Raw genomic sequence first — 13037 nt, forward strand, 5'->3', positions numbered from 1 at the left:
CGCTAAGAACGCAGGGGTGTTAGATTAAGACTAAGTTGAGGATTTATCATCAAAAAACACTATGCGGATTATCCTATTTATTAACGATGGAAGAGGTATCGTCCGACGCGGCATCGCTCCACCATTGGATCATTGATGCGTTCGGTGCCAAATCAAAGTATGGCTTGCCCAGCAAGTGATTGAGGATGCGCGCTGAACGCCAGGCCATCAGGCTCAGTCCGCCTTCTGCGCTGCCGTGGCTGTGTATCCCGGCATTTACCGCATAAATTCGATTTTGCTCCGGCCCGAGCCATTCAAGATTAAAATTCGGCAGCAGCGGTAGATGCTGCTTCGAATCGAGCGGGATGCGCGGCACCAAGGGTTTCAGGTACGCGGGCAGAGAGGCGCGATAACCGGTGGCGAGAATGACGATATCAGCCCTGAAACTTTCCCGGCGATTTTCCAGACCGTGAAGCGTGCGCAGGTGAAAAGCCTCATCCATTGATTCGACGGTCAGTAGAGTTCGATGGGGCAGTAAACGCACATTGCGTGCCTGGCGCATCACGTCAAAACGCATATAAAGCTCACGGTACAAGGTTCGCAGCGTATGATTGCTGATGCCGTCTGCCGGCAATTTCTGTGTTTTGATTTCACGTGCGCGGATCTCGGCCGGCAGCGTATAGAAATAGTCGACGTATTCAGGAGTGAAATATTCGTTGGTGAAGGGGGACTCGTCCAGCGGCTGAAAATTGGGACGACGCGAGAGCCAATCCAGCTGTGCCGGCTCGCCCCAGTGTCCCTGCAACGCGTTCAAAAAAACATCGGCGCCGCTTTGGCCGCCGCCCACCACCATAACCCGCTTGCCGCTGAAGTCTGGATTGCGCAGGGCTATTTCGGCGGCATGCATGCAGTTTTCACCCAGCGCCGGGTAAAATGCTTCCGGCAACCAAGGGTCATGTCCGGTACCCAGACAGATATTTTTCGCCCACAGGGTCTGGTTGTGGGTACATACCTTGAACAAACCTTTTTCATCGTCGAAATCAATACGCTCTACGGACTGTGAAAACTGTAGCCCGTCTAACCTTTCGCAGGCCCAACTCAGGTAGTCGGAAAATTCTTCCCGGCTGATAATTTGCTGCTCGGTGATTAAAAAACGATAAATTTTTTTCTGTTCGACCAAGTAATTAATAAATGAAAATTGGCTGCGTGGGCTGACGGCGGTAACCAGATCCTGAAGTACATAGGTTTGCATATAAGCTGAGGGTAGCAGCATACCGGGATGCCAACGGAAGCTGGCGTTACGATCGAGAAAGGTATAATTGACGTCGCCGCTTTCGGCGGCCAGAGCGGCCAGACTGAGATTGAAAGGCCCCAATCCCACGCCGATCAAGTCTAAAGGTTCGTTCATGTAAGCTTATCTCTCACGCAGCAAAATTGATGAGATAAGCTTAGGTGAGTTTTGATGCCGCCGGGAGAAGTAACATGCGGGCGCCGAGTAGGATACGGCGCTCGCAGTCGATTATTTCCCGATACAGAAGCTTGAGAAGATACGGCCCAGCAGATCGTCGGAGGTGAATTCGCCGGTGATTTCACTCAGGGCCAGCTGCGCCTGGCGCAGTTCCTCGGCCAGCAGCTCCCCCGCGTAAGCGCTCACTAACTGTTCTTTACCCTGCACCAGGTGCTGTGCCGCCAGTTCCAGCGCCTGCAGGTGGCGACGGCGCGCCAGGAAGCCGCCTTCCATATTGCTGGTGAAGCCCATGCTCTGTTTAAGATGATCGCGCAGCACATCGACGCCTTCGCCGGTGCGGGCCGACAGGCGAATAAGTGAGTGGTTATTCACTTCCGTCAGACCCAGCGTTTCACCGGTGATGTCGGCCTTGTTGCGTACCACGGTAATCGGCAGCGTGCCTGGCAGGCGCGCCATAAACTCCGGCCAGATCGCCGCCGGCTCGGTGGCGGCGGTGGTGGTGCCGTCAACCATAAACAGCACTCTGTCGGCCTGTTCAATCTCGTTCCACGCACGTTCGATGCCGATGCGTTCCACTTCGTCGCTGGCGTCGCGCAGGCCGGCGGTGTCGATGATGTGCAGCGGCATGCCGTCGATATGGATATGTTCGCGCAAGACGTCGCGAGTGGTGCCGGCGATATCGGTCACGATCGCCGCCTCGCGCCCGGCCAACGCATTGAGCAGGCTCGATTTACCTGCGTTGGGGCGCCCGGCGATCACCACCTTCATCCCTTCGCGCAGCAGGCTGCCCTGGCGCGCTTCGCCGCGCACGTTGTCCAGATCCGCCATTACGTCGTTGAGCTGCGCCTCGATTTTACCGTCGGACAGGAAGTCGATTTCTTCGTCCGGGAAGTCGATTGCCGCTTCCACGTAGATTCGCAGGTGAGTGAGCGCTTCCACGAGCTGGTGGATGCGGGTGGAAAACGCGCCCTGCAGCGAGTTCATCGCCGAACGTGCCGCCTGCTCGGAGCTGGCGTCGATCAAATCGGCAATCGCTTCGGCCTGCGCCAAATCGAGTTTGTCGTTGAGAAATGCGCGCTCGGAGAACTCGCCGGGCCGTGCGATGCGCACGTCAGGGAGCGCCAGCACGCGCTTGAGCAACAGATCGAGGATCACCGGCCCGCCGTGGCCCTGCAGTTCCAGCACGTCTTCGCCGGTAAAGGAGTTCGGCCCCGGGAACCACAGCGCGATGCCCTGATCGAGGGTGGCGCCCGTGGCGTCGCGGAACGGCAGATAGTCAGCGTAGCGCGGCTTCGGCAGCTTGCCGAGCAACGCCTGGGCGACGTCTTTGGCCTTGCTTCCGGAAATGCGCAGAATGCCGACGCCGCCGCGTCCCGGCGGGGTGGCTTGGGCAACGATGGTATCGGTGGTGCTCATAACGGTTCTCTCTGACGATTAAGATGCAAAAAGGCGGTCTAATGACCGCCTTTGGGGTGACTGCAAGGGTCGGCGCGCCGAACCCCTACAATACGCTTAGCTTTTTTTCTTGTCGCGGCTGTGCAGACCGCGTTTTTCCAGACCACGGTAAATCAGCTGCTGCTGCAGGATGGTCACCAGGTTACTGACGATGTAATACAGCACCAGACCGGACGGGAACCACAGGAAGAACACTGTGAAGATCACCGGCATGAAGGTCATGATTTTCTGCTGCATCGGGTCAGTCACGGTGGTTGGCGACATCTTCTGAATGAAGAACATCGTCACGCCCATCAGGATTGGCAGGATGTAGTACGGGTCTTGCGCCGACAGGTCATGGATCCACAGGGCGAACGGCGCGTGGCGCAGCTCGACCGAGCCCATCAGCATGTAGTACAGCGCCAGGAAGATCGGCATCTGAATGATCAGCGGCAGGCAGCCGCCGAGCGGGTTCACTTTCTCCGACTTGTACAGCGCCATCATCTCTTGGCTCATGCGCTGTTTGTCATCGCCGATGCGCTCGCGCATCGCCTGCAGCTTCGGCTGCAGCATGCGCATTTTCGCCATCGAGGTGTACTGCGCCTTGGTCAGCGGGTACATGATGCCGCGCACGATGAAGGTGATGATGATGATGGAGAAGCCCCAGTTACCGATAAAGCCGTGGATGAACTTCAGCAGTTTGAACAGCGGCTGGGAGATGAACCACAGCCAGCCGTAATCCACGGTCAGGTCCAGGTGCGGCGCCAACTGGGCCATCTGATCCTGCAGCTCCGGGCCGACCCACAGGGTCGCGTTCAGCTGCTGCTGAGCGCCCGGCTGCACCACGACCGGGGTAGATTTGAAGCCGATGGTGGACAGGTTGTCACCCGGTTTGGCGGTGTAGAAGGTGTTGTCACCCTTGGTCGCCGGTACCCACGCGGTGGCGAAGTACTGCTGCAGCATGGCGACCCAACCGTCTTTGGTGGTGACGCTCAGGTTTTCGTCTTTGTCGAACGCGTATTTCTGGTACTTGTCCTCGCTGGACGAGTACGCCGCGCCGCGGAAGGTGTGCAGCGCGAAGTTGCTGCTGCCGGTGTCGCGGTGCTTAGGCAATTCGGTGGTCTGCTTCAGCTGGCCGAACAGGGTCAGCTCCAGCGGCGTCGCGCCTTTGTTGTCGATGCTGTAATCCACGCCGACCGCATAGTGATTGCGTTTGAGCACGAAGGTCTTGGTGTAGATCGCGCCGTCTTTATCGCTGTAGGTCAGCGGGATGCGCAGCTCGTCCTGGCCTTCCGGCAGGGTGTAGCTGTCCTGCGCCGCCTGATACAGCGGGCGCTCGCCGTTGGCCGGGTTGTCCGGGCCGTTTTTACCGGTCAGGCCGCTTTGTGCCTGATAGACGAACGACGGAGTGGTTTCCAGCAGTTGGAACGGAGTCGATGAACCCAGGGTATCCGGGTAGGCCAACAGTTTAGCCTGCTCGATATCGCCACCACGGGTGTTGATGGTCAGTGACAGCACGTCGGTGTTCACGGTAATCAGCTTACCCTGACCACTGGCTGGCACGGCCTGGCTGGCGGCATCACCGGCTACTGCGTTCGAAGTCTGTTGCGTGGTCTGTGCGGCCGGCTGCGGAGCGTTGTCCGTTTGCCATGCCTGCCAGATCATGAAAGACACGAACAGCAGAGCGATGAGGAGAAGATTGCGTTGCGAATCCATCGTTAGTGTTCTCTGTTATCGTCGGTTTTTGGCGGCACCGGATCATCGCCACCTGGGTTCAAAGGGTGGCATTTTAATACGCGTTTCAATGCTAACCAACTGCCTTTTATCATGCCAAACCTGCTTAATGCCTCAATTGCGTAATGAGAGCATGTCGGCTGGAAGCGACAACGAGGCCCTAGCAGCGGACTGATGACGAGCTGATAGGCCCGCACCAGCCCGATCAGGATGCGGGAGCCTGGCGACAGTGGCGACGCCATAATTTATCCAAAGCTTCCGTCAGCGCGCGGTTATCCAAATCCGCTATCCCCTTTTTGGCCACCACGACAAAATCCATCGCCGGTAATTCGTGCTGACGCAAGCGGAAGCTTTCGCGGGTTAGGCGTTTGATCCGATTACGCTCGTGCGCGCGTTTGACGTGTTTTTTGGCGACGGTAAGACCGATGCGGGGATGCCCCAGCTGGTTCAGGCGGCCGAGGATGGTGATTTGCGGCGTGCCAGCCCGTTGTGGCTGCTGGAAGACGAAAGTGAAATGAGTGGGAGTTAACAAACGTAACTCCCTGGGAAAAGCGAGCTTAACCACTCAGCGGGTTAGCTTTATTACTTAGAAACAGTCAGACGAGCACGGCCTTTCGCACGACGGCGGGCCAGAACTTGACGACCATTTTTGGTGGCCATACGAGCACGGAAACCGTGGCTACGGTTGCGCTTCAATACGGACGGTTGGAAAGTGCGTTTCATAGCGATTTCTACCTAAACTTAAAATAATTACTGATCAGTAAACGCGTTTGGCTACTCGGCGTGAAGATGACCGACGCCTCAATCGCAATACATAAAGAAGCGGGATTGTAATAATTGTACAGTCCTGAGTCAATTCGCATCGCGCCAGCCTACCTGGTTGTCTGCCAATAACGGAACAAAATCCGGTCTTGGCCCGTGGTCACCGCAGAATCCTGTCTGGCTAATGACGCACCATAAGGAACCAGGTATCACACGTAGGGCGAAGATTATACGGACTCGGGGTGAAATCGCAAGGATCCCCGTGAGATCCTTTGCGCGCGATCCCAGGATCCGACGTGGATAACAGGGTATAACCGGTTGACAATGTAAAAAACGCGGCGCAGCGGCCGGGATCTGCGCGGTCATTCGGCGTTGGCGGTGAAAAGATCGCCGCCGGCCGCGGCCTGTGGATAAAATGGATCTAATCTGTGAGGAAGGGGAGGATCTCTTGCTCGGATTGCGCTATGATCCGTCATTCCGATCGCGATCCCTCATGCCGGGATCGTGAGGGACACAAACCGTGAAAGGCGGTTCGCATCCCCCACAGGCAAACAGCCGATGCCGGGTATGTGTCAAAAATCATGAGTTATAAAAAAGTTGCCCGTTTCTTTTCTTTATTGATCTTGTTCGAGTGGAGTCCGCCGTGTCACTTTCGCTTTGGCAGCAGTGTCTTGCCCGATTGCAGGATGAGTTACCTGCCACAGAATTTAGTATGTGGATTCGCCCATTGCAGGCGGAACTGAGTGACAACACCCTGGCGCTGTACGCGCCTAACCGTTTTGTGCTGGATTGGGTTCGCGATAAGTACTTAAACAACATCAATGGTCTGCTGAATGATTTCTGCGGCACGGATGCGCCTTTGCTGCGTTTTGAAGTCGGCAGCAAGCCGATCACGCAGGTGATCAGCCAGACCGTGACCGCCAGCGTCAGCAGCGCCCCTGCGGCCCCGGCGGCGCGTACGGCTGCACCTTTGCGCCCGAGCTGGGACAACGCGGCGGCGCAGCCCGAGCTCTCTTACCGCTCCAACGTCAATCCTAAACACACCTTCGACAACTTCGTCGAGGGTAAGTCCAACCAGCTGGCGCGCGCGGCGGCTCGCCAGGTGGCGGACAATCCGGGCGGCGCCTACAACCCTTTGTTCCTGTATGGCGGTACCGGCCTGGGTAAAACTCACCTGCTGCACGCGGTCGGCAACGGCATCATGGCGCGCAAGGCCAACGCCAAAGTGGTCTACATGCACTCGGAACGCTTCGTGCAGGACATGGTCAAAGCGTTGCAAAATAATGCTATCGAAGAGTTTAAGCGCTACTACCGTTCGGTCGACGCCTTACTTATCGATGACATCCAATTTTTCGCCAACAAGGAGCGTTCGCAGGAAGAGTTCTTCCATACCTTTAACGCCCTGTTGGAAGGCAATCAGCAGATCATCCTGACCTCGGATCGCTACCCTAAAGAGATCAACGGGGTGGAAGATCGCTTGAAGTCCCGCTTCGGTTGGGGGCTGACGGTGGCGATCGAGCCGCCGGAGCTGGAAACCCGCGTGGCGATCCTGATGAAAAAGGCCGACGAAAACGACATTCGCCTGCCGGGCGAAGTGGCGTTCTTCATCGCCAAGCGCCTGCGTTCCAACGTGCGTGAGCTCGAAGGGGCATTGAACCGCGTGATCGCCAACGCCAACTTTACCGGCCGGGCTATCACCATTGATTTCGTGCGCGAAGCGCTGCGCGATCTGCTGGCGCTGCAGGAAAAGCTGGTCACCATCGACAATATCCAAAAGACGGTGGCGGAGTATTACAAGATTAAAGTCGCGGATTTGCTGTCCAAGCGGCGTTCGCGATCCGTTGCCCGCCCGCGCCAGATGGCGATGGCGCTGGCGAAGGAACTCACCAACCACAGTCTGCCGGAAATCGGCGATGCGTTTGGTGGCCGCGACCATACCACGGTGTTGCACGCCTGCCGGAAGATCGAGCAGCTGCGTGAGGAAAGTCACGACATCAAAGAAGATTTCTCCAATTTAATCAGAACATTATCTTCATAGCGCTATGAAATTTATCGTTGAACGTGAGCATCTGCTAAAACCGCTGCAACAGGTGAGCAGCCCGCTGGGCGGCCGCCCGACCTTGCCGATCCTGGGCAACCTGCTGTTGCAGGTGACGGAAGGCTCCCTGCTGCTGACTGGCACCGATCTGGAGATGGAGATGGTGGCGCGCGTCGCCCTGTCCCAACCGCATGAGCCGGGCGCGACCACCGTGCCTGCGCGCAAATTCTTTGATATCTGCCGTGGCCTGCCGGAAGGGGCGGAGATCGCCGTCACGCTGGAGAGCGAGCGCATGCTGGTGCGGTCCGGCCGCAGCCGTTTCTCACTGTCTACGCTGCCCGCGGCGGATTTCCCGAACCTGGATGACTGGCAGAGCGAGGTGGAATTTACCTTGCCGCAGGCGACGCTGAAGCGCCTGATTGAAGCTACCCAGTTCTCGATGGCCCATCAGGACGTGCGTTACTACCTGAACGGCATGCTGTTTGAAACCGAAGGCGAAGAGCTGCGCACCGTCGCGACCGACGGCCACCGCCTGGCGGTGTGCTCGATGCCGATCGGCCAGCAGCTGCCGTCGCATTCGGTGATCGTGCCGCGTAAAGGGGTGATGGAGCTGGTGCGCCTGCTGGACGGCGGCGATTCGCTGCTGCAGTTGCAGATCGGCAGCAACAACATCCGCGCCCACGTCGGCGATTTCATCTTCACGTCGAAGCTGGTTGACGGCCGTTTCCCGGACTATCGTCGCGTCTTGCCGAAGAACCCGGATAAAACGCTGGAAGCCGGCTGCGATCTGCTCAAGCAGGCGTTTGCCCGCGCGGCTATTCTCTCGAACGAGAAATTCCGCGGCGTGCGGCTGTACGTCAGCCAGAACCAGCTGAAGATCACCGCCAACAACCCGGAGCAGGAAGAGGCGGAAGAGATCCTCGACGTCAGCTACGACGGCGCGGAGATGGAGATCGGTTTCAACGTCAGCTACGTGCTGGACGTGTTGAACGCGCTCAAGTGTGAAGACGTGCGCCTGCTGTTGACCGACTCGGTCTCCAGCGTGCAGATCGAAGACGGCGCCAGCCAGGCGGCGGCCTACGTTGTCATGCCAATGCGGTTGTAGTCTCGTTACCTTGAATTACAGCACCGTCATCGGTAAAGAGATTGCATGGCTCTGACGCGTTTATTGATTAAAGATTTCCGCAATATCGAGGCGGCGGATTTGGCGCTAGCGCCGGGATTCAACTTCCTGGTTGGCGCCAACGGCAGCGGCAAGACCAGCGTGCTGGAAGCGGTGTATACGCTCGGCCACGGCCGTGCCTTTCGCAGCCTGCAGGCTGGTCGGGTGATTCGCCACGACCAACCGGAGTTCGTGTTGCATGGCCGCATCGAAGGTGCGGAGCGCGAGCTGTCGGTAGGATTGAGTAAGAGCCGTCAGGGTGACAGCAAAGTACGCATCGATGGCAGCGACGGCCACAAGGTGGCCGAGCTGGCGCAGCTGCTGCCCATGCAGCTGATCACCCCCGAAGGTTTTACCCTGCTGAACGGCGGGCCGAAATTCCGGCGCGCCTTCCTGGACTGGGGCTGTTTTCATAACGAACCCGGTTTTTTCACCGCCTGGAGCAACCTGAAACGGTTACTGAAGCAGCGCAATGCCGCGCTGCGCCAGGTGAGTCGCTATGCGCAGATCCGCGCTTGGGATCAGGAACTGATCCCGCTCGCGGAGCGCATCAGCGAATGGCGGGCGGAATACAGCGACGCGATCGCCGCGGATATCACCGCGACCTGTGCGCAGTTTCTGCCTGAATTCGGCCTGAGCTTCTCCTTCCAACGCGGCTGGGACAAAGAGAGCGACTACGGCGAGCTGCTGGAGCGCCAGTTTGAGCGCGACAGGGCGTTGACCTATACCGCGGTGGGGCCGCATAAAGCGGACTTTCGCATTCGTGCCGACGGCACGCCGGTAGAGGATTTGTTATCGCGCGGTCAGCTTAAGCTGCTGATGTGCGCGTTGCGCTTGGCGCAGGGTGAGTTTCTCACCCGGCAGAGCGGGCGGCGTTGCCTGTATCTGATTGATGATTTTGCCTCTGAGCTGGACACCGGCCGTCGCCGGTTGCTGGCCGATCGCCTGAAAGCCACCCAGGCCCAGGTTTTTGTCAGCGCAGTCAGCGCTGAACAAGTGACCGACATGGCCGGTGAAAAGGGCAAGATGTTCCGCGTGGAACAGGGTAAAATAGAGGTTCAACCACAGGACTAAAATGAGCGAGAAACGTTGATGTCGAATTCTTATGACTCCTCAAGTATCAAGGTATTAAAAGGGCTGGATGCGGTGCGCAAGCGCCCGGGCATGTATATCGGCGATACCGATGACGGCACCGGTCTGCACCACATGGTATTCGAGGTTGTGGACAACGCTATCGACGAAGCGCTCGCGGGCCACTGTAGTGACATTCAGGTCACCATCCATGCTGACAACTCGGTATCGGTGCAGGATGACGGCCGCGGCATTCCGACCGGCATTCACCCTGAAGAAGGGGTTTCAGCCGCAGAGGTCATCATGACCGTGCTGCACGCCGGCGGTAAATTCGACGACAACTCCTATAAAGTTTCCGGCGGCCTGCACGGCGTGGGCGTCTCGGTGGTTAACGCCCTGTCGGAGAAACTGGAGCTGGTGATCCGCCGCGAAGGCAAAGTGCACGAACAAACTTACAGCCACGGCGAGCCGCAGGCGCCGCTGAACGTGGTGGGCGAAACCGAGCAGACCGGCACCATGGTGCGCTTCTGGCCGAGCCACCAGACCTTCACCAATGTGACCGAATTCGAGTATGACATTCTGGCCAAGCGTCTGCGCGAGCTGTCCTTCCTCAACTCCGGCGTGTCTATCCGCCTGAAGGACAAGCGTACCGACCGTGAAGACCACTTCCATTACGAAGGCGGCATCAAGGCGTTTGTCGAGTACCTGAACAAGAACAAAACCCCGATCCACCCGAACGTGTTCTACTTCTCGACCGTGAAAGACGATATCGGCGTGGAAGTGGCGCTGCAGTGGAACGACGGTTTCCAGGAAAACATCTACTGCTTCACCAACAACATCCCGCAGCGCGACGGCGGCACGCACCTGGTCGGTTTCCGTACCGCGATGACCCGTACGCTGAACAGCTACATGGAGAAGGAAGGCTACAGCAAGAAGGCCAAGGTCAGCGCCACCGGCGATGACGCACGTGAAGGCCTGATCGCCGTGGTCTCGGTGAAGGTGCCGGATCCGAAGTTCTCTTCTCAGACCAAGGACAAGCTGGTCTCTTCCGAGGTGAAAACCGCGGTTGAAACGCTGATGAACGAGAAGCTGGTGGATTACCTGATGGAGAATCCAGGCGACGCGAAAATCGTGGTCGGCAAAATCATCGACGCGGCGCGCGCGCGCGAAGCGGCGCGTAAAGCGCGTGAGATGACCCGCCGCAAAGGCGCACTGGATCTGGCCGGCCTGCCGGGCAAGCTGGCGGACTGCCAGGAACGCGACCCGGCGTTGTCCGAACTGTACCTGGTGGAAGGGGACTCCGCGGGCGGCTCTGCCAAGCAGGGGCGCAACCGCAAGAACCAGGCTATCTTGCCGCTGAAGGGGAAAATCCTCAACGTCGAGAAAGCGCGTTTCGACAAAATGCTCTCCTCGCAGGAAGTGGCGACGCTGATCACCGCGCTGGGTTGCGGCATCGGCCGCGACGAGTACAGCCCGGACAAGCTGCGTTATCACAGCATCATTATCATGACCGATGCCGACGTCGACGGTTCGCACATCCGTACGCTGCTGTTGACCTTCTTCTATCGCCAGATGCCGGAAATCATCGAGCGTGGCCACGTGTTCATCGCACAGCCGCCGCTGTACAAGGTGAAGAAAGGTAAGCAAGAGCAGTACATCAAAGATGACGAGGCGATGGATCAGTACCAGATCGCTATTGCGATGGACGGCGCTACGCTGCACACCAATGCCAGCGCACCGGCGCTGGGTGGCGAACAGCTGGAAAAACTGGTGGCTGAGCACTATGGCGTGCAGAAGCTGATCGGCCGCATGGAGCGCCGCTACCCGCGCGCGCTGCTGAACAGCCTGATCTATCAGCCGACGCTGAACGAAGGCGATCTCAGCGATGAAGCCAAGGTGAAAACCTGGATTGCTTCGCTGGTGCAGGCGCTGAACGACAAAGAGCAGCACGGCAGCAGCTATGACTTCGTTATCTTCGAGAACCGCGAGCGCCAGATGTTCGAGCCGGCGCTGCGCATCCGCACCCACGGCGTGGATACCGACTATAAGCTGGACTTCGACTTCATCCACGGCGGCGAATACCGCAAGATCTGTCAGCTGGGCGAGAAGCTGCGCGGGCTGGTCGAAGAGGGCGCGTTCATCGAGCGCGGCGAACGCCGTCAGCCGGTAGACAGCTTCGAGCAGGCGTTGGAGTGGCTGGTGAAAGAGTCGCGCCGCGGCCTGTCGGTGCAGCGTTATAAAGGTCTGGGCGAGATGAACCCGGAGCAGCTGTGGGAAACCACCATGGATCCTGAAAGCCGCCGTATGCTGCGCGTGACCGTCAAGGATGCCATCGCTGCCGATCAGCTGTTCACCACGCTGATGGGCGATGCGGTTGAACCGCGCCGCGCCTTTATCGAAGAAAACGCCCTGAAAGCGGCGAACATCGATATCTGATGCGTTAATGGCTGTGAAAATCCGCGCCGGGCGACCCGCGCGGATTTTTTTTTGCGCCTTTTTTGGCGCTGACAGCCGAGGCTGAAACGCGTTAGCATGGGAAAAAACCACTGGGAGAAGCGTTGAATGGCTATTGAACTGATTGCGATCGACATGGACGGCACGTTGCTGGATCCGCAGCACCAAATCACGCCGGCGGTAAAGCAGGCTATCGCGGCGGCGCGGCGCAAAGGGGTGCACGTGGTGTTGGCCACCGGGCGGCCTTATGTCGGCGTGCAGGATTATCTGCGCCAGTTGGACATTCAGGGCCCCGGCGATTTCTGTATCACCTATAACGGCGCGCTGGTGCTGCGTGCGGTTGACGGCGCCTGCATTCTGCAAGAAACGCTGGGCTTTGAGGATTATCTGCACTTTGAGCAGATGGCGCGCGAGTTCGGCGTTCACTACCAGGCGTTTGATTTCGATACCCTGTATACCCCGAACAAGGATATCGGCAAGTACACCATACACGAGGCGGAAATGACCGGTATTCCGCTGAAATACCGCAGCGTGGAAGAGATGGATCGCCAGATGCGTTTCCCTAAAGTGATGATGATCGACGAGCCGGAGCTGTTGGACCGCGCTATCGCGCGCATCCCGGCGGAAACGCGCGAGCGTTATACCATCCTGAAAAGCGCGCCTTATTTCCTCGAGATCCTGCACAAGAACGTCGATAAGGGCGCCGGGGTGAGAATGCTGGCCGAGCATTTGGGCGTGGCGCGGGAAAACATCATGACGCTGGGGGATCAGGCCAACGATACGGCGATGATCGAATATGCCGGCGTCGGCGTAGCGATGGGCAACGCCATTCCCGAACTGAAAGCGGTGGCGCAGTTTGTCACCAGCGCCAATACAGAGGACGGCGTGGCGCGCGCTATCGAGAAGTTCGTGCTCAACGCCTGATAACGCGTGGG

Annotated in this window: 11 protein-coding genes; 5 read left to right on the forward strand and 6 right to left on the reverse strand. The window is 58.3% G+C overall.

The genetic code is table 11. The annotated features are described in order from the left end of the window. Nucleotides 1–73: 73 nt before the first annotated feature. From ACJ8J4_RS17170 to rpmH, 6 genes are all read right to left on the reverse strand, one after another. Complete coding sequence (locus ACJ8J4_RS17170) at nucleotides 74–1387, reverse strand: lysine N(6)-hydroxylase/L-ornithine N(5)-oxygenase family protein (protein ID WP_197836304.1); 1314 nt, start codon at nucleotides 1385–1387, stop codon at nucleotides 74–76. A 111-nt stretch (nucleotides 1388–1498) separates the two neighbouring features. Further along, entirely contained in the window at nucleotides 1499–2863 is a 1365-nt protein-coding gene (gene mnmE, locus ACJ8J4_RS17175) for a tRNA uridine-5-carboxymethylaminomethyl(34) synthesis GTPase MnmE (protein WP_025304755.1), read from the reverse strand. Nucleotides 2864–2959: 96 nt separating this feature from the next. Beyond that, nucleotides 2960–4597 carry a membrane protein insertase YidC gene (gene yidC, locus ACJ8J4_RS17180; protein WP_197836302.1) on the reverse strand — a complete coding sequence of 546 codons (1638 nt, stop codon included), beginning with the start codon at nucleotides 4595–4597 and terminating at the stop codon, nucleotides 2960–2962. A gap of 2 nt (nucleotides 4598–4599) precedes the next feature. Beyond that, nucleotides 4600–4857 (reverse strand): membrane protein insertion efficiency factor YidD, encoded by a 258-nt coding sequence (yidD, locus tag ACJ8J4_RS17185; RefSeq protein WP_004933881.1) that lies wholly within the window; start codon nucleotides 4855–4857, stop codon nucleotides 4600–4602. Continuing rightward, nucleotides 4821–5180 (reverse strand): ribonuclease P protein component, encoded by a 360-nt coding sequence (gene rnpA / locus ACJ8J4_RS17190; protein ID WP_004933883.1) that lies wholly within the window; start codon nucleotides 5178–5180, stop codon nucleotides 4821–4823. Before rnpA ends, yidD begins: the two co-directional genes overlap by 37 nt. A 17-nt stretch (nucleotides 5181–5197) precedes the next feature. Further along, a complete protein-coding gene (gene rpmH / locus ACJ8J4_RS17195; RefSeq protein ID WP_000831330.1) occupies nucleotides 5198–5338 on the reverse strand; it encodes a 50S ribosomal protein L34 in 141 nt (46 codons plus the stop codon). A 682-nt stretch (nucleotides 5339–6020) separates the two neighbouring features. Here rpmH and dnaA point away from each other — a divergent pair. The 5 genes from dnaA to yidA all read left to right on the forward strand — a co-directional run bounded on the left by dnaA (nucleotide 6021) and on the right by yidA (nucleotide 13026). Next, entirely contained in the window at nucleotides 6021–7415 is a 1395-nt protein-coding gene (dnaA, locus tag ACJ8J4_RS17200; protein ID WP_071826153.1) for a chromosomal replication initiator protein DnaA, read from the forward strand. A 4-nt stretch (nucleotides 7416–7419) separates the two neighbouring features. Then, nucleotides 7420–8520, forward strand: coding sequence for a DNA polymerase III subunit beta (gene dnaN, locus ACJ8J4_RS17205; protein WP_004933892.1), 1101 nt, complete (start codon nucleotides 7420–7422; stop codon nucleotides 8518–8520). Between the two features lie 45 nt (nucleotides 8521–8565). Next, on the forward strand, nucleotides 8566–9651 hold the full coding sequence (gene recF, locus ACJ8J4_RS17210; protein WP_025304758.1) for a DNA replication/repair protein RecF: 1086 nt from the start codon (nucleotides 8566–8568) through the stop codon (nucleotides 9649–9651). Between the two features lie 18 nt (nucleotides 9652–9669). Further along, a complete protein-coding gene (gyrB, locus tag ACJ8J4_RS17215) occupies nucleotides 9670–12084 on the forward strand; it encodes a DNA topoisomerase (ATP-hydrolyzing) subunit B (RefSeq protein ID WP_025304759.1) in 2415 nt (804 codons plus the stop codon). A 126-nt stretch (nucleotides 12085–12210) separates the two neighbouring features. Then, a complete protein-coding gene (gene yidA, locus ACJ8J4_RS17220; RefSeq protein ID WP_025304760.1) occupies nucleotides 12211–13026 on the forward strand; it encodes a sugar-phosphatase in 816 nt (271 codons plus the stop codon). Nucleotides 13027–13037: the final 11 nt, after the last annotated feature.

Origin of the sequence: Serratia sp. CY47280 (assembly GCF_052168655.1) — a bacterium.
GTDB classification, from domain to species: domain Bacteria; phylum Pseudomonadota; class Gammaproteobacteria; order Enterobacterales; family Enterobacteriaceae; genus Serratia; species Serratia bockelmannii.